A 16,662-nucleotide genomic window follows, 5' to 3' on the forward strand; every position below is an offset into this window, starting at 1 on the left:
CCATGGCCTCCAACTTCGCCGCGCGCGCCAATCAAGCTCTAATGCAATCTTCCCCTAAGTGGCGCCTCGTCGTTTGGTTGCTATTGATGCTGACAGCAAGCTTGTGGACACTGCAACTCTGGCAAAACGGCGCTCGGGTGCAGAGCGATATTCTCGCCATGTTGCCGCATTTACAGCAAGATAAACTCACAGAACGCGCCCTTAACCAAGTTGAAGCCACGCTCGCTGACCAAGTCTATATTGCGCTTGTCGCCAAGGATGAAACCACAGCAATCGCTGCGGCTAAGCTGTTGATGCAAAAGCTTGAAGATGACCTTGTTGCAAGGGGTAAGCAAGGCGCGCTAACCGATATCCGCAGCGCCGATATGCAGCTCGGCGAAGCGCTAGGACAATTCTATTTCCCCCACAGATTTAAATTACTGACAGCGCCGCAAGCCGAAGCGTTAGCCAGCCAAAATATTGAAAGTCTGATTGAGGCCGCCACTGCGCAGCTTTACAACGCCTTTAGTTACGCCAATAGCAACTTGCTCGCCCAAGATCCGCTACTGTTATTCCCAGCCAATTTACTCACCCTCGCACCGAGTTCAAAAGTCAGAGCCAGCCAAGGGATACTGTTTGTGAATCAAGGCGATAATGTTGCCGCTGTCGTCATGGCAAAAGGGCGAGAAAGCGCTTTTAATCCCAATGCACAATTAGCGCAGATGACGGTATTAACCCAAGGATTGGATGCCGTTAAACAAAGCTACCCAGATATTACCGTGCTCAAAGCTGGCGCCCTGTTTCATGCCCTTGCGGCAACGCAAACGGCTAAGAGTGAAATATCGATCCTCGGCCTAGCATCCTTACTTGGGGTGATAGCCTTAGTTTGGTTGGCGTTTCGCTCTGTAATGCCGCTACTGCTAGCAATCGTCACTATTTCTAGCGGGCTGTTGCTGGCCGTGACTTTTACCTTAAGCGTATTTGGCGAGCTGCATTTACTCACCTTAGTGTTTGGCACTAGCTTGATTGGCATTGCCATCGACTACAGTTTTCATTTTTACTGCGAACGCTTAAGCGATACAGAGCGGAGCGCACAGGCCACAGTGGCGTATATCTTCCCAACGGTGACGCTCGCCTTTATCACCAGCGCCTTGGCTTACGTCGGCATAGGTTTAGCGCCGTTTCCCGGCATGCAGCAAGTCGCCATCTTCTGCGCCGCAGGTTTACTTGGGGCCTATCTCACCCTCATTCTCGCCTATCCACTGTTAGCCGGCAGTCGCTTACCCGCAGGCTCCCGCCCGTTAGCGCTCGCGGGGACTTACCTTGCCTGTCTCATTCAGTTATCGAAACGATTTACCACGCCGTTAGGCATGGGCATGTTTGCTTTAGTGATACTAGTCTGGTGTCTGGGCGGCGTAACAAAGCTAACCGTCGATGACGATATTCGTCATTTACAGCAAAGCCCTGCAAGCGTGACTGAGCCAGAAAACCAGCTACGTCAGTTACTCAGTGGCGGCACAGATAATCAATTCTTATTGGTGCGCGCACCGAGCGAAGAAGCGCTGCTGCAACAGCTTGAGCGAGTGTCACCCATGCTTGATGCCGCCATAACAAATCAAGAGTTAGGTAACTATGTCAGCCTCAGCCGTTATCTGCCCAGCCATCAAAAACAAGACACGGCTTACCGCTTACTGGGCGAAATCTATCAAACTCAGTTAGAGCAAGTGCTCACAAGCCTTGGGTTGGATGAAAATCTAAAGCCAGAACTGCAAGCCGCCTATTTGGCCGCGAAAACAGAGTACATCACGCCTGCTGCATTCTTTACACTAGGGGCAGGCAAGCAACTCGCGCCGCTGTGGCTCGCGCCGAATGAGGCTAATTGGCCAGTCAGTAATGGCGCGCTAAATGATGATAGGGCGAGCGCGGATCATGGTGCAGATTATGGAGCCATAGTCCTCCTTGGCGGCATTCAGCAAATCGATGCCCTTAAGGTGCGTTTTGCCCATGATGAAAGCGTACAACTTATCGATAAAGTCGCGGATATCTCCGCCGTCATGGGCCATTATCGATTGTTAACCCTAAAGCTGTTAGCCCTTGCACTTGGCATCGCACTCTTATTGTTTAGCCTGAATTTCGGCTTTAAAAAAGCGGCGGTTGTGGTTGCCGTGCCAGCCCTTGCGGCCCTGCTAACGCTGGCAACTTTAGGCTTAACGGGCTCACCACTGAGTCTGTTCCATGCACTGGCGCTCATTTTAGTTTTCGGGATTGGGATAGACTACAGCTTGTTTTTTGCCTCAGCCCAGAACCACGGCAAGGCAGTGATGATGGCGGTGTTTATGTCCGCCTGCTCGACCCTATTGGCCTTTGGTTTACTTGCCTTTAGCCAGACCCAAGCGATCCACTACTTTGGTTTAACCCTGTCGCTGGGCATAGGGTTTACCTTTTTACTTTCGCCGTTGATTTTGACCGCAACACTGGCTTTAACCACCAATCAGCTTCTAACGACAAAAAAGTCCTGATGATTACAAGGAACGTATTTTACATGTCTACACAGGTTCACGATTTATCAGCTATACCAAATTCACTTGATGTCGATGTGGCCATTATCGGCGCAGGACCTTCAGGCGCCATCGCTGCCAGCCTGCTACACCAGCAAGGCAAGCGCGTGCTTGTGTTAGAAAAACAGCATTTTCCTCGCTTCTCCATCGGCGAAAGTTTACTGCCCTGCTGCATGCAGTTTATCGAAGAAGCAGGTATGTTAGATGCGCTCAATGCCGCTGGATTCCAACATAAAAATGGCGCCGCCTTTCGTCGCAATGGAACTTACACCACCTTCGATTTTACCGATAAATTTACTCCTGGGCCGGGCACCACGTTTCAAGTGCAGCGCGCCAGTTTTGATAAACTGTTAGCCGATACCGCCCAAAGCCAAGGGGTCGACATCCGCTACGGCGCAACGGTCGAGGCGATAGATTTAACCGAGAACCCACGCTTAACGGTGCGTAATGAACAGGGCGAGCTTTATCAAATCAATGCCCAATATGTGCTCGACGCCAGTGGTTTTGGGCGCGTATTACCCCGCTTGCTCAACTTAGAAAGTCCGTCTTGCCTGCCACCGCGCAGCGCCATCTTCACCCATGTAGAAGACAACATCAGCGATGCTAGCTTCGATCGTAATAAGATTTTGATCAGCGTCCACCCTGAACATAAAGACATTTGGTATTGGCTTATTCCCTTTAGCAATGGCCGTTGTTCACTCGGCGTGGTGGCTGAGCCGCAGTTACTTGAGCGTTTACAGGGTTCGCTTGAGCAACAATTGATGAGCATAGTCAATGAAGAACCTGGGCTAAAAGTCCTGCTGGCAAACGCTAAAGTGGTACAGGAATGCGCCACGCTCAAAGGTTATTCCGCCAATGTGTCACGCCTTGCGACCGACAAGTTCGCCCTACTGGGTAATGCGGGCGAGTTCCTCGATCCTGTGTTTTCCTCCGGTGTGACTATCGCCATGCAATCGGCGTCTATGGCAGCAAAATGCCTGACGAAACAACTCAATGGCGAAACGGTTGACTGGCAAGCCGATTACTCAACACCTTTGATGCAGGGCGTGAATGCCTTTCGTACCTATGTGCAAGCTTGGTATGATGGCCGCTTTCAGGACGTGATCTTCTATGAAGAACCGAACGAGCGTATCAAGCAGATGATTTGTTCTATTCTGGCGGGCTATGCTTGGGATACGAATAACCCCTTTGTTAAAGACTCGGAGCGCCGCCTGAATATGATAGTCGAACTGTGCCGAAACCCAGCCGCCACTCCAGCATTCGCAGAGGTCTAACCGCATGCCGCTAAACCTTAACGCTAAATGGCCAGTGATCGCCGCCCTGCTGCTCGCAAGCCTTGGGCTAACGGGCTGTAGTGAACTGCTGTTCAGGCAGACCTGTGTCGGGCTCGCTAAGGATATGCGTTATTGTTTGGCTCCACTGCCCCATGACTTTGCTCCCGCGACCGATAAGCCATTGACTAAGCCAACGGCAAAGCCCGCCATCATGGCGAGTCAGCAAACCGACAGTAATACTGGCGTATCTTCACCCCAGTCCTTTAGCCAAAAAGTCAGTATTAAAGTGGGTAAAGAGTCCCACGAACTGCTCACTCAATTGGAATTAGAGGGTGAGCGCATGACACTCGTGGGTTTAGCACCACTCGGACAAGCTTTGTTTACCTTAGTTTATGATGGGAATACACTCAGCAGTGAGCAAAGTGTGCTGCTAGGCGACAATTTTAAAGCCGAGTATTTAATGGCGATGATGCAACTGATCTATTGGCCTGAGCAAAGTATTCGCGCCCATTTGGAAGGTGGCCATTTAGTGACTGGTCTTTGCGATACGGTTGGGGGAAATCAGAGCGACACGCTTGTCGATACCCGAGTAATTACAATCCCCTGTCGCCAGATCTATAGCCAAGATACCTTGATCAGTAAAAGCGCCCTGCAAACCCATGTGGTGCAAATCCGTTATCAACAAAATGTCGGCGATGCCCTATGGCAAGCCCACATCAGCTTAACTATGCCGCAGGCCAAGTTTGAGCTAGATATCGAACCTATTTAACCTTTTAACACCCGCACTTCACTGTGCCATGGTAAAAACGATACGCTATGATGAACAGAGTCGCCATTACACAAATTGGACTGTGTACCCCGCTAGGGCAAGATCCCCAGCAGGTTTTAGACCGCCTGATCGCAGGCGATACCAGCGCGATGCAGCGCAGTGACACACTCCTGTTCGAGCACCCAACCTTAGTTGCACCCGTGACGGCTGCGCTACCAAGCATTCCTGCAAAGCTCATCCAGTTCGACTGCCGTAACAACCAATTACTGCTGTGCGCCGCACTGCAAATTGCCACCACAATTGAACAAGCAAAACGGGATTTTGGCCATGCCCGCATTGGCGTTGTGCTAGGCACGAGCACCTCGGGGATTTCTAAAGGTGAAGCGGCCCTGAGCTATCGCAATCAACACGGCCACTTTCCGGCGGATTACCACTATTTCCAGCAGGAGCTCGGCAGCACTAGCGACTTTTTACGCCAATATTTTGAGCTAGATGGCCCTTGCTACACGATTTCAACCGCCTGTTCCTCCAGCGCCAAAGTCTTTGCCAGTGCCAAACGCCTATTACAGGCTAACCTATGCGATATGGTGATTGTTGGTGGTGTCGACAGTTTGTGCCAACTCACAGTTAATGGTTTTAATGCTTTGGAATCCGTGTCCAAGGGCCACTGCAATCCCTTTAGTATCAACCGTGATGGCATCAATATCGGCGAAGGCGCGGCGCTTTTCGTGCTGACGTTGGGCGAGTCCGATGTGATGCTGGCGGGTATTGGCGAGTCGAGCGACGCCCATCATATTTCGGCGCCACACCCCGAAGGCGCAGGCGCCATCACCGCCATGCAAGCGGCGTTGCAGGATGCAAACATTGCAGCACAAGACATCAGTTACATTAACTTACACGGCACAGCCACACCCAAAAATGATGCGATGGAAAGCCGCGCTGTGGTTGAAGTATTTGGCGTGAACACCCCGCCCTGCAGCTCGACCAAACCCTTAATCGGCCATACCTTAGGTGCCGCTGGCGCAATCGAAGCCGCCTTCTGCTATTTATTGCTTTCGGCACATAATCACGGCCAAGCCCTGCCGCCCCATCAATGGGACGGACAAGTCGATCCACAGGACCCGTCCATTGCCTTAGTCGAACGCCATCAAGTCGCCGCCAAAGGCGCACTTAACTATGTGATGAGCAATTCCTTCGCCTTTGGAGGCAGCAATGCCAGCCTGATTTTTTGCCGTAACGAGGCCTAGTACCATGCAGTTACTTAAAATTAACCAACCCTTTGCCGAACAAGATATTGCCGACTTTATCCCCCATAGGGCACCGATGATTTTGCTCGATAAAGTCATTGGCTATCGCCGCGATAACCTAGAGACCGAAGTCACTATCACGGCCAAGAGCCCTTATTTCGATGATAAATATCAAGCCGTACCCAATTATGTCGGCATCGAATATATGGCCCAAAGTATTGCTGCACTGGCCGGAGTAGAAGCTAAGCTGCGCAATGATAAAATCCGCGTGGGTTTTCTATTGGGCTCGCGTAAATTAGCGCTCCATGCCAAGCAATATGAACTCGGGCGCACCTATCGCACCCAAGTCAGCCGCCTCTATCAAGAGGAGTCGGGATTAGCAGTATTTGACTGCCAGATTTATCTGCTGCCCAAGGCCGGAAGCGATCAAGAAAAAATCTTAGTGGCTACAGCCAATGTGAATGTGTTCCAACCTCAGGACACGCAAGCCTACCTTGCTGGCAACCAAGACGTAGCCAATAGAAGCCTTGGGCACTAACTTAGACACAAATATCGAGGCAATGCTGAGACCATGCTGAGACCATGCAATCGCAGCAAACTGAATTAGCCTGTCGATAGAAAGCGTTAGATTAAGCGCCGTAGCAAGCAGCTTTTTACCATAAATACATGCAACCCCATACAGACTCCTAAAGATAAAATGGGGTGGAGAAAATAGATGAATAACAGAGTATTAGTCACAGGTTCGAGCCGCGGCATAGGCAAAGCCATCGCCCTAAAACTTGCCGCTGCAGGCTTAGATATCGCCCTGCATTACCACAGTAACCAAACGGCGGCCGATGACACTGCGGCGCAAATCCGCGCGCTTGGCGTCAATGTGAGCCTGCTAAAATTTGATGTTGCCGAACGCGCGACAGTCAAAGCTGCCATCGAAGCCGATATAGAGACCAATGGTGCCTATTACGGCGTGATCCTCAATGCCGGCATCAACCGCGATACCGCCTTTCCCGCCATGACAGAAAGCGAATGGGACAGCGTGATCCACACTAACTTGGACGGCTTTTATAATGTGATCCATCCCTGCGTGATGCCTATGGTACAAGGCCGAAAAGGTGGACGTATCATCACCTTAGCCTCGGTATCTGGGATCGCGGGCAACCGTGGCCAAGTGAATTACAGCGCCTCCAAAGCGGGCATTATCGGCGCGACTAAGGCACTGTCATTAGAACTGGCAAAACGCAAAATTACCGTCAACTGTATCGCCCCGGGCTTGATAGAAACCGACATGGTGGCCGATATTCCTAAAGACATGGTCGAGCAATTAGTGCCAATGCGCCGCATGGGTAAACCCAATGAAATCGCAGCCTTAGCCGCATTTTTAATGTCTGACGATGCCGCCTATATCACTCGCCAAGTGATATCGGTCAATGGAGGCATGATCTAAATGAGCGAGGCGACAAATCAAACACGCTTGGGTAAACGAGTGGTCATCACAGGTGTTGGTGGTATTACCGCCCTAGGCCATGATTGGCCGACGATAGCGGCGAGCCTTAAGGCGCAGAAAAACTGCGTCGTCACTATGAGTGACTGGGATAGATACGACGGACTCAACACCCGTTTAGCCGCGCCAATTACTGACTTTGAAGTACCAAGCCATTATTCGCGCAAGAAAATTCGTTCCATGGGCAAGGTTTCCATTATGGCGACTCGCGCCAGTGAACTGGCTTTACTCGATGCGGGGCTGTTGGATGACCCTATCGTATCCTCGGGTGAAATGGGTATCGCCTATGGTTCATCCACGGGCAGTACCGATCCTATAACCGCCTTTGGCGATATGCTGAAAACGGGCGATATGTCGGGCGTCACCGCCACTAGCTATATCCGTATGATGGCGCACACCACAGCGGTGAACGTTGGCGTCTTCTTCGGCTTAAAGGGCCGCATTCACACCACCAGCAGCGCCTGCACTTCGGGTAGCCAAGGCATAGGTTACGCCTATGAAGCCATCAAATACGGTCAGCAAACCTTAATGTTGGCAGGCGGCGGCGAAGAACTCTGCCCCACTGAAGCTGTGGTGTTTGACACCCTGTTTGCCACTAGCACCAAAAACTCCACACCCGAACTCACGCCGCGCCCCTTCGATGCGAGCCGTGATGGCCTTGTCATTGGCGAAGGTGCTTGTACGTTGGTGCTCGAAGAGCTAGAACACGCCAAGGCGCGTGGTGCCAAGATTTACGCTGAGTTAGTCGGTTTTGGCACAAATTCCGACGGTCAACACGTCACCCAACCGAATGCGCAGACCATGGAAATAGCTATCAGATTAGCGCTTAAGGATGCGCAGCTTGAGCCTAGCGCCATAGGTTATGTGAACGCCCACGGCACAGCCACCGACCGTGGTGATATTGCCGAGAGTCACGCGACTCACGCGGTATTTGGCACTAACATGCCGATTTCATCCCTTAAAAGCTACACGGGCCACACCTTAGGCGCATGCGGCGCGTTAGAAGCTTGGGTGAGTATTGAGATGATGAATGCGGGCTGGTTTGCGCCAACGCTCAATCTTGAGAATATCGACCCACAGTGCGCCGATTTGGACTATATCCGCAACGAACTGCGCCCAATCGACACAGATTATGTCATGAGTAATAATTTCGCCTTTGGCGGCATTAATACCTCGCTGATTTTTAAACGCTGGACTAGATAACACCTAAAACCCACACAAGGACATAGCAATGAAACCACTATTTGCAGGGATGCTGCTGAGCATCAGTTTATTAACCGCACCACTGTTTGCCAAAGAATACACGGTAGAAACCTATCAAGAAATCTTTAATGGCGACAACGAATTTAAGCAGAAACAAGCCATCGAATCCTTAACCCTTGCAGGCTTATCCGATCCTGCGATTTACGATGTGCTCGAAGCTAAACTGCTTGCCTCTTTACCCCAAGCGACTGAAAAAAATGCCATCGACTACAGTGCTTGGTTAGTCAAAGGCTTAGCCTATTCGGGTAACGACAAGTACAGCGAAACCATCAACAGCATTATGAATGGCAACTATCACAAAAAACTCAAAAAATACGCATCTCAAGCCAATGAAAACCTAGCGCAATATAAAAAGTGGAATACCATTCTTGGTGATAAAAGCCAATATGCTGCCGACCAAAGTCAGCAAAATAATGCCTTTGCCAATGCGCTACGCAGCGATGATTTAGAGTTAATGCGACTGGCGGCTAAACGCATTATGGATGATCGTCAGTACGATGACTTTATCTTAGCCATCCTCAGTAACGAATTGAAAACGCCACGCTTAATGGCCGATGATAAACTCGCCATCGATACCTATGCCAACATGGCAAAAGCGCTAGCTAGTTCAGGCAACGCAGATTACCGCGACGTGATTGAAAATATTGCGACCACAAGTTCGAACCGAAAACTGCAAAAATATGCGGCAAGCTACCTGAAGAAATTCTACTAAACCAGCCCGTTTAACGCTTAATCGAGCAAATCATGGCCGAGCATATCCTCGGCCATTTTTATATTGGCTTCGACAGTTTTGCGTTTGGAGAAAAAATTAACAGTGGGTGGATTAGGGAACCCCCGCAGAATGCCGCACAGCGCGATTGGCCCTGTAGCCAGTGCTTTTTGTTGGTGATAAAGCTTTATGACCCATTTGTTTTCGAAAAGATCGCACGATTTAATCGTTTTGAGCGTTTCGCACAATACACTATACTGCTACTGTATTTCCAAATAAGAGGGCTTAATCGTGCAAACATTAACAGCCAATGACGCCAAACGAAATTTCGGTGAGTTACTGCTAAATGCTCAACGCGAACCTATCAAGATCAGCAAAAACAGTAAAAATGCGGTTGTTGTGATGTCTATCCACGACTTCGAACAGCTTGAGGCGATGAAAGCGGATTACCTTAAACACTGCTTCAACGCTGCTAAAGAAGACTTAGCGAAAGCTAATGTTGTTGATGGCGAAGATTTTCTTAACGCCCTGTAGCAACTTACATGAAAAATAAACGCTATAAACTGAGTAAGTTAGCTCAGACTCACTTACTAAAGATTAAAGACTACACCATTCAACACTTTTCTGAGTCGCAGTGGCACAAATACAAAGAAAGCCTAATATCTGGCTTTCAAATGTTAGCCGATAACCCCGGACTAGGCAGAAGCTGCGATGATATTTACCCCAACGGATTCTACTTTCCGATTGCTAAACACACCGCCTACTTCACAAAAGAAGACGACTTCATCCTCATCGTTGCCATGTTAGGCCAGCCACAACTACCACAAAATCATCTGAAATAGTCTCACCCCTTTCATAGAGCAGATATAAAAAGTAGGAGTGAGGCCAACCATGGTACTGACTCGACGACACGCAGCGAGTCCATCCCTGGATGCTCGACCGCCCCGTCCATGGGGCGGACGGTCGTCTCACCAATCACCATGGTTTGCCTTTCGAGCATCTGCGTAATCTGCTAGCTTATATGGTTGAATCCACAGTAAAACCATGAAATTAAAGTAGTTATATCTGCACACCAAAAGAATTAACAGTGGGTGGCCAATTAAATTCAGCTACCTGAAGAAATTCTATTAAACCAGCCCGTTTTACGCTTAATCGAACAAATCATGGCCGAGCTTATGCTCGGCCATTTTTATATTCGTTTGGATCACTTTTTAAATTACTGTTGGCCTTAGCGTTTGCTGAAATTGCCTATACAGGCTTGCGATGGTAATCACTCACTACACTGTGAATAGTTTCAAAGTTTATGAACGAGAGCTATGAAAGGCGAAGAGGCTATTAAACATAGATATTGCTCAGAGTGAGGCCAACCATGGTACTGGCTCGACGACGCGCAGCAAGTTCATCCTTGGATGCTCGACCGCCCCGTCCATGGGGCGGACGGTCGTCTCACCAATCACCATGGTTGGCCTTTCGATCATTAACATAGCCTCTAAGTTCAAAAGACTAGAGCTAATATTTAACGATTACAGGTTTCACCAAACTTTTGGGGAAAACTAACAATAGAAGTATTGTTAAATAAGAGCTTAATGATTCACTGGGTGAGGATAAATACTACAATTTTGGATTAATATCTTGGTAACCGGCTTGTATAAGTAGGTGGCTTTTTCGCACAAGCAAAAAAGGGGACAGCTTATACAAGTCCGTGTTCATAAACTTGTTATACGTATTTCAAATACTCATCAAATCGACTACTTAAAATATCGTAACTCCCTTTAAGCCCTCCAATATCATTAGCATTTTTTATAAATGAATCAAAAGTTAAATACTCTTGCTCCACATCTGCAGAACCAAGCTTAGATAAATCGACATTTTTCTTTCGCTCACTCATAAACTCTAATAAGAAAGGACGTATGAATTCTAATTTTTGTTTATAATCTCTAACCAAAACATAAAAAATCGAAAGCATTCCCTGTGCACTAAGAAGATGGTCTCTCTCTTCAAATATTTCATGCATAATGTCGATTATTTTTTGTGCAGCAAAAGCAGAGTCAATATATAGTTCAGGATTTTCTGCTTTAGTTCCTTCATTAACAAATTTATCTAAGTTTGCTTTTTTTGTATCAACAAACCGTCCTCTATGTTGGATCAGAAGTATTTTGGCTGCAGCATTACTATCTTGACCTCGTTGTGTTGAAAACTTTATATTAACCTTAAAGAATGGTCTATCTACCAACCCCCTAATCAAGTCAGGTATTATTCCCTCCATCGCATTTCTCAATTCAGCGCCAGTCAAAGGCTTGCTTTTGTTTAGGCGAATAAAAAGATCTTTAATTTTTTCAACATCATCTGCAACAACGCTCATTACGTCTAAATTAAACTCTTCAAGTACCTCAATGACTTTAGGTTGATTCATTTTAAGGTCAGAGTAGTATTTTCCACCTATTTTAATGCTGGGATTTGCATAATAAACAAAATCACTATTCAATGGGATCTTGTCTGCCATGAATGCAAAAATAGATTCTAATCTCTGACGACCATCAATTACTGAGTACGAAAGATTCCTTTCGTTTAGAGGAGAGTTTACAATTGTAAAGTCAGTCAAATATATTTTCGGCACATCAAAACCATTAATTATTGAATCTATTAAATATGCTTTATCTCTATCCCCCCAAAGATTTCCTTTTCGTTGATATGAAGGTTCAAAATCAATTTCATTACGTTGTTTATACCACCAACTGAGCGTTCTAGTTTGATGCGACTGCACTTTAAACATATTAAACTCCAAACCCAAATAGACGCTTTGTTTCTTTAGCCAACCCTTCCAGATCAGGATACACGACAGAATCAGTAATACCCATCCAAACTAATTTATCTAGTAAATCACCAATAATTTCATGAGGTATTTCTATTTTTTTTAGCGTATCCTGTTCAAATGCACCATTTTTATAAATTGTTTCCATTGGAGTTAACGACTTTCCGAACAAACAAAATGATCCTCTTTGAGCAACTATTCGAGGACTATTATGAATTCCAAGTATTGCAACAGGGTTTTCATGCATTAACTGAGATTCAGTGTTTGGCTGATAGCTTGTAACAGTTGTCTCAGATGGCGACATAGGTCCTCCCCGATAACTTATATTACTAAATACACATTGATTCCATTTTGGAGGTGACAATACCCAAACAGCTGCATCGTCAACATAATTACCACTAGCATCTTTATTTGCAGAACTCAGCGCAAAAAACAGAGATATAAAGGGATTTTCAGTCCAATCTAATAGTCTCGTTGGCATACCGTAGTGCTGCATTAAAAACAACAATTCCCAAACATCATCTATACGATGCTGTAAATATGTACTGACCGCTCCTTAAATCTAGTTAATAGTTTTTTTTCATAATCTAGTAAGGAAGCAGTATCTGTCACTTTTAGATGACGATGAAGAGATGGTGATAATGTATAGCTAGACTTACCAGCCCCTCTGAACCATAAGGATGATTCAGGACTATTCTGCCCCATATCAACATTATTCAAAAAATCTTGAAATGAAGTAATTCTTATAGTAGTCAATATGTTAGGCAAAACTAATGTTCCCTAAAAGGTGTTAGCGCGATGAATTCTAGATTTCGTAGGTTTAACGGGGTTATACCTATACTTCTCGTTAAACTCAAACAAAAAACCTACTTTGTTTTAAACTTCTATGACAAAATTCTTTAAATATGACAGTAAGTTATCACCGTTATCGCATAACTCACATTTATTTACTACACAAATAAACCGATAAGATATTTAGCGCACTAATCATTCGTGCCATGAAATCAAGTAGTCTATTTAAAAACAACGACATAATGTACTTTCAATCTGCATTCAAGCTTCGGCAAGCCACTTTGTAGTAAATAGAACTACAGAACATGCGTTAAAGGAATGGTGAATGTATCCGCTTAAAACACCGTTATAGTCGCAAAAAAAACAGCGGTTTTGCAAAGGAGTTAAGGATTGTAAAAGGTCGGACAAACATAACTTTTACTTCTTAACAATTGACCAATAACGCTAGAGTCTAAGGAATACACTTTCCCCTCGGAGTTGCCGCAGGGCGTTAGCGTTCGTTGCGTGATCGAGGCATGGAGGCCGAGATAGCATCAGTCGAATCAGGGACGAGCGTCTGACGCGATAGCATAAGGACGCTAATTGCCCAAGGAGATTTCAACTCCGTAAGGGGCGTCTTGGAGAATCCAAGGAGGATAGGACGAGCAGTCCTCCTTGGTCGGGTGTGGGGTGAAGCCCCACGACTTTGACTTTGATTCTGGGTTTAGCTTTAGCTAAAGATAAAAACTCTTGGCCTACCCTTTGCTTATCCACCGCAGCGTTTACCCCTAAAAAGAACTAAACGCGATAACACTATGATGGATAAGCGACAACACAGGGAATTTTAATCTTGAGAGCAACGATGAAAATAATACTAGATGATCTAAAAGGGCCTGAAATTGCAGCACTTTTAACAGAACACCTCGACGATATGCGGACAACTTCACCGCCCGAAAGCGTTCACGCATTAGATCTTGATGGCCTGCGTCAGCCCAATATCCGTTTTTGGACCCTATGGGATGGCAACAATTTAGCGGGCTGCGGTGCACTAAAATGGTTAGATGCTGAGCACGCCGAGATCAAATCCATGCGCACCGCCGCGCCCTATAAACAGCAAGGCATAGCGTCTAAAATATTGCAGCACTTGATTAACGATGCCAAAAGCGCTGGCGTCAAACGTCTGAGTCTAGAGACAGGTTCGATGGACTTCTTCAACCCAGCTCGCCTGCTCTACTGCAAATTTGGTTTTGAAATCTGTGGCCCCTTCGACGGCTACCAACTCGACCCCAATAGCGTGTTTATGACAAAGAAAATCTAAAACACATGCGCCTTAGTCTTTTAAATTCATCTACTAAGGCGCTGTGCTGCAGCTAATTATTCGCTCGCTTCACCACAGCTGCAGTTCTGTGCCCGTTCCACCAATGGATAATAAACCCAAGCAACAGTCCCCAAAATGCGCTGCCGATACCCAGCACACTAAAACCTGATGCCGTGACCAAGAAAGTGATCACCGCGACTTCGCGATCTTCGGTTTTAGCTAATGCGGCAGTCAGGCTATTGGCGATAGTGCCAAGCAGCGCTAATCCGGCGATGGCTAGTACTAATTCCTTCGGGAAAGCGGAAAACAGACCAACCACAGTGGCGCCGAGTAACCCAGTGATAAAGTAAAACACCCCGCCCCATACCGCCGCCCAGTAGCGGGTCGCCGGATTCGGATCCGCCTCTTTCCCCATGCAGATAGCCGCTGTGATGGCGGATAAGTTAAAAGCAAAACCGCCAAAGGGCGCCAGAATTACCCCGATTAGCCCTGTGCTCGTGATCAAAGGCGAAATAGGCGGCCTGTAGCCATTACCGTGCAGCGCAGCAACTCCTGGCATATTTTGCGAGGCCATAGTCACTACAAACAGCGGTAGCGCCACGCCAATTACACTCGCCAGCGAAAACTCAGGCGTGGTCCACACTGGCATCGCCAGTTGCAACTGAACCGCATCTAACTTGAGTAAATCCAATTGAAAGCTCATGCCAATGCCCACCAGCAAGGTCAGCAAGATGATGTAGCGCGGCGCAAAAGGCTTAACCACGACAAACACCAACAGCATGATTAATATGAGGCTCAGCTGGGTTTGCATAGCCTGAAATAGCCCTAGCCCAAATTGCAGCAGGATCCCCGCTAACATGGCTGAAGCGACTGACTGCGGCATGATACGAATAAGTTTATCCATCCAGCCCGCCACCCCGCAAAGAGTGATTAAAATCGAACTCACCAGAAAAGCGCCTATGGCTTGGTTTACGCTCAACCCTGCAAGGCTGGTCACCATCAGCGCCGCGCCCGGTGTCGACCAAGCCGTTAAAATAGGATTCTTGTAGTAAAGCGATAACCCTATGCTGGTCACGCCCATGCCCACACCTAAAGCCCACAGCCACGAACTAATCTGTGCAGGTGTCGCACCCACAGCTTCCGCCGCTTGAAAGATAATCACAGCCGAGCTGCTATAACCCACTAATACCGCAATAAAACCCGCTGATATTTTTGACAAACTCCCTGCATCTCGCCACATATCCACTCCCTTTCTCTGCAATTGATGTCGCCACCACGTTGTGCGCTATCGCTTATCAAATGAACAAGATAGCCTTCGTGCGCTATAACGTACGAGATGGACAAGATAGCACCTGTGCGTTATAACGTACAAACTAAATTTTTATAAAAATGATGGGGCCATTGTGCAGACGATAAACAGCTATCTCGCCACCACACTCAAAGCACTTCGCAACCAAAAGGGATGGAGTTTAGATAAAGCCGCCCAAGAGACAGGCGTCAGCAAGGCCATGATAGGACAAATCGAGCGCGGTGAATCGAGCCCAACCATTGCGACGCTGTGGAAAATTGCCAGTGGATTCAATATCTCGCTTTCGACCTTTCTCGAGCCCATGCCCCAGAGCCAAGGCGCAGTATTCCGTAAACCCGACGAATTACGCCAACAACCCGCCACCGACGGCATGCTAGTCGCCTCACTGTTTCCCTTTGAAGACCGTTTCGGTTTTGAGATGTTTGAACTCACTCTGCTGCCAAACTATGAGCGGCTTTCTGAGCCCCATGAAGCTGGCGTCACTGAGCATGTCATTGTATTAAGCGGCACGATGGAAGTGTTAGTCGATGGACAGTGGCAAACGCTCAAACAAGGTGAAGCGGTACGATTTGCGGCCGACAAACCCCATGGCTATCGAAATCTCAACGACCAAGCCGTGGTCTTCCACGACATCATTCACTATCAACGAGGCAGTGAATCTAGCTTGTAGCAGCTTATCTAACGCCAGTAATGCAGAGTTCGAGTACCAACAACGCCAAAGACCAAACCATTACTACCGATAATTTGCAACGCTTGCACTCGCCAATTCATTAGAATAAACTTATTGAAAATTTTCTAATGGTAGGAGCAATGCTATGTTTCAATCTTTACTGGCTAAGTTATCCGGCAGTCAATCGGGCGAAAAGTGTTGGCAATTGATTGAGCAAGGCGCACGGGTGATTGATGTGCGTTCACCAGAGGAATTTGCCTCCGGTCATTTGCCCCAAGCCATTAATGTGCCATTGCCAACGCTCGACCAATGGTTGCATCAAGTCGACAATAAACAACATCCCTTCGTGCTCTACTGTGGCGCGGGTATTCGAGCGCAAAAAGGCTGCGATATCCTCAAGGCCAATGGTTTTGGCTGCGTGGTGAATGGTGGCTCACTTAAAGATTTAGTCTGCTGCCAACCGAGCTAAAATGCACATACAAAAA

16 protein-coding genes and 1 pseudogene are annotated in these 16,662 nt (G+C 47.4%); 13 read left to right on the plus strand and 4 right to left on the minus strand.

All coding sequences use genetic code 11. The features are described 5' to 3' along the window. The first annotated feature begins 2 nt into the window (after positions 1-2). The 8 genes from FW758_RS06070 to FW758_RS06105 all read left to right on the plus strand — a co-directional run bounded on the left by FW758_RS06070 (position 3) and on the right by FW758_RS06105 (position 9,300). Positions 3-2,498, plus strand: coding sequence for an MMPL family transporter (locus FW758_RS06070; protein WP_446444915.1), 2,496 nt, complete (start codon positions 3-5; stop codon positions 2,496-2,498). Between the two features lie 23 nt (positions 2,499-2,521). Beyond that, positions 2,522-3,811 carry an NAD(P)/FAD-dependent oxidoreductase gene (locus tag FW758_RS06075; RefSeq protein ID WP_446444916.1) on the plus strand — a complete coding sequence of 430 codons (1,290 nt, stop codon included), beginning with the start codon at positions 2,522-2,524 and terminating at the stop codon, positions 3,809-3,811. A gap of 4 nt (positions 3,812-3,815) precedes the next feature. Then, positions 3,816-4,580, plus strand: coding sequence for a DUF3261 domain-containing protein (locus tag FW758_RS06080; RefSeq protein ID WP_446444917.1), 765 nt, complete (start codon positions 3,816-3,818; stop codon positions 4,578-4,580). A 47-nt stretch (positions 4,581-4,627) separates the two neighbouring features. Then, complete coding sequence (locus tag FW758_RS06085; protein WP_446444918.1) at positions 4,628-5,827, plus strand: beta-ketoacyl-[acyl-carrier-protein] synthase family protein; 1,200 nt, start codon at positions 4,628-4,630, stop codon at positions 5,825-5,827. Between the two features lie 4 nt (positions 5,828-5,831). Beyond that, entirely contained in the window at positions 5,832-6,365 is a 534-nt protein-coding gene (locus tag FW758_RS06090) for a hotdog family protein (protein WP_446444919.1), read from the plus strand. 177 nt (positions 6,366-6,542) lie between these two features. Beyond that, positions 6,543-7,268 (plus strand): 3-ketoacyl-ACP reductase FabG2, encoded by a 726-nt coding sequence (locus tag FW758_RS06095; RefSeq protein WP_446444920.1) that lies wholly within the window; start codon positions 6,543-6,545, stop codon positions 7,266-7,268. After that, a complete protein-coding gene (locus FW758_RS06100) occupies positions 7,269-8,528 on the plus strand; it encodes a beta-ketoacyl-ACP synthase (protein ID WP_446444921.1) in 1,260 nt (419 codons plus the stop codon). It begins immediately after the preceding gene. A gap of 28 nt (positions 8,529-8,556) precedes the next feature. Beyond that, the gene (locus FW758_RS06105; protein ID WP_446444922.1) at positions 8,557-9,300 is read left to right on the plus strand and encodes a hypothetical protein; all 744 of its coding nucleotides are present in this window, start codon (positions 8,557-8,559) and stop codon (positions 9,298-9,300) included. Between the two features lie 17 nt (positions 9,301-9,317). Here FW758_RS06105 and FW758_RS06110 read toward each other — a convergent pair whose 3' ends face one another. Then, entirely contained in the window at positions 9,318-9,545 is a 228-nt protein-coding gene (locus FW758_RS06110) for a hypothetical protein (protein WP_446444923.1), read from the minus strand. A 43-nt stretch (positions 9,546-9,588) separates the two neighbouring features. Here FW758_RS06110 and FW758_RS06115 point away from each other — a divergent pair, with 43 nt between their 5' ends. Both FW758_RS06115 and FW758_RS06120 read left to right on the plus strand, forming a co-directional pair. After that, entirely contained in the window at positions 9,589-9,831 is a 243-nt protein-coding gene (locus FW758_RS06115) for a type II toxin-antitoxin system Phd/YefM family antitoxin (RefSeq protein ID WP_446444924.1), read from the plus strand. An 8-nt stretch (positions 9,832-9,839) separates the two neighbouring features. After that, complete coding sequence (locus tag FW758_RS06120) at positions 9,840-10,139, plus strand: type II toxin-antitoxin system RelE/ParE family toxin (protein WP_446444925.1); 300 nt, start codon at positions 9,840-9,842, stop codon at positions 10,137-10,139. 875 nt (positions 10,140-11,014) lie between these two features. Here the strand turns inward: FW758_RS06120 and FW758_RS06125 are convergent. After that, positions 11,015-12,070 (minus strand): DUF262 domain-containing protein, encoded by a 1,056-nt coding sequence (locus FW758_RS06125; RefSeq protein WP_263266513.1) that lies wholly within the window; start codon positions 12,068-12,070, stop codon positions 11,015-11,017. 1 nt (position 12,071) lies between these two features. Next, a pseudogene (locus tag FW758_RS06130) lies at positions 12,072-12,638 on the minus strand (FRG domain-containing protein); the annotation flags it as partial. A 1,104-nt stretch (positions 12,639-13,742) separates the two neighbouring features. On the opposite strand from FW758_RS06130, the gene FW758_RS06135 reads away from it, so the two are divergent. Continuing rightward, complete coding sequence (locus FW758_RS06135) at positions 13,743-14,198, plus strand: GNAT family N-acetyltransferase (protein WP_446444926.1); 456 nt, start codon at positions 13,743-13,745, stop codon at positions 14,196-14,198. A 52-nt stretch (positions 14,199-14,250) separates the two neighbouring features. On the opposite strand, the gene FW758_RS06140 is transcribed toward FW758_RS06135, so the two are convergent. Then, positions 14,251-15,438 (minus strand): benzoate/H(+) symporter BenE family transporter, encoded by a 1,188-nt coding sequence (locus tag FW758_RS06140; protein ID WP_012586541.1) that lies wholly within the window; start codon positions 15,436-15,438, stop codon positions 14,251-14,253. A 163-nt stretch (positions 15,439-15,601) separates the two neighbouring features. On the opposite strand from FW758_RS06140, the gene FW758_RS06145 reads away from it, so the two are divergent. Both FW758_RS06145 and FW758_RS06150 read left to right on the plus strand, forming a co-directional pair. Next, positions 15,602-16,177: a helix-turn-helix domain-containing protein gene (locus FW758_RS06145; protein WP_226059398.1), complete on the plus strand. Its 576-nt coding sequence runs from the start codon at positions 15,602-15,604 to the stop codon at positions 16,175-16,177. Positions 16,178-16,322: 145 nt separating this feature from the next. Next, positions 16,323-16,646, plus strand: coding sequence for a rhodanese-like domain-containing protein (locus FW758_RS06150; RefSeq protein WP_011845563.1), 324 nt, complete (start codon positions 16,323-16,325; stop codon positions 16,644-16,646). The last annotated feature ends 16 nt before the right edge of the window (positions 16,647-16,662 follow it).

Source organism: Shewanella sp. 1180_01 (assembly GCF_052850535.1).

Excerpts from the sequence above, each read along its gene's own strand:
- FW758_RS06120 (WP_446444925.1), top strand. The coding sequence starts at position 9,840 with ATGAAAAATAAACGCTATAAACTGAGTAAGTTAGCTCAGACTCACTTA.
- FW758_RS06090 (WP_446444919.1), top strand. The coding sequence starts at position 5,832 with ATGCAGTTACTTAAAATTAACCAACCCTTTGCCGAACAAGATATTGCC.
- FW758_RS06150 (WP_011845563.1), top strand. The coding sequence starts at position 16,323 with ATGTTTCAATCTTTACTGGCTAAGTTATCCGGCAGTCAATCGGGCGAA.
- FW758_RS06070 (WP_446444915.1), top strand. The coding sequence starts at position 3 with ATGGCCTCCAACTTCGCCGCGCGCGCCAATCAAGCTCTAATGCAATCT.
- FW758_RS06085 (WP_446444918.1), top strand. The coding sequence starts at position 4,628 with ATGATGAACAGAGTCGCCATTACACAAATTGGACTGTGTACCCCGCTA.
- FW758_RS06125 (WP_263266513.1), bottom strand. The coding sequence starts at position 12,070 with ATGTTTAAAGTGCAGTCGCATCAAACTAGAACGCTCAGTTGGTGGTAT.
- FW758_RS06105 (WP_446444922.1), top strand. The coding sequence starts at position 8,557 with ATGAAACCACTATTTGCAGGGATGCTGCTGAGCATCAGTTTATTAACC.
- FW758_RS06095 (WP_446444920.1), top strand. The coding sequence starts at position 6,543 with ATGAATAACAGAGTATTAGTCACAGGTTCGAGCCGCGGCATAGGCAAA.
- FW758_RS06075 (WP_446444916.1), top strand. The coding sequence starts at position 2,522 with ATGTCTACACAGGTTCACGATTTATCAGCTATACCAAATTCACTTGAT.
- FW758_RS06135 (WP_446444926.1), top strand. The coding sequence starts at position 13,743 with ATGAAAATAATACTAGATGATCTAAAAGGGCCTGAAATTGCAGCACTT.
- FW758_RS06100 (WP_446444921.1), top strand. The coding sequence starts at position 7,269 with ATGAGCGAGGCGACAAATCAAACACGCTTGGGTAAACGAGTGGTCATC.
- FW758_RS06080 (WP_446444917.1), top strand. The coding sequence starts at position 3,816 with ATGCCGCTAAACCTTAACGCTAAATGGCCAGTGATCGCCGCCCTGCTG.
- FW758_RS06140 (WP_012586541.1), bottom strand. The coding sequence starts at position 15,438 with ATGTGGCGAGATGCAGGGAGTTTGTCAAAAATATCAGCGGGTTTTATT.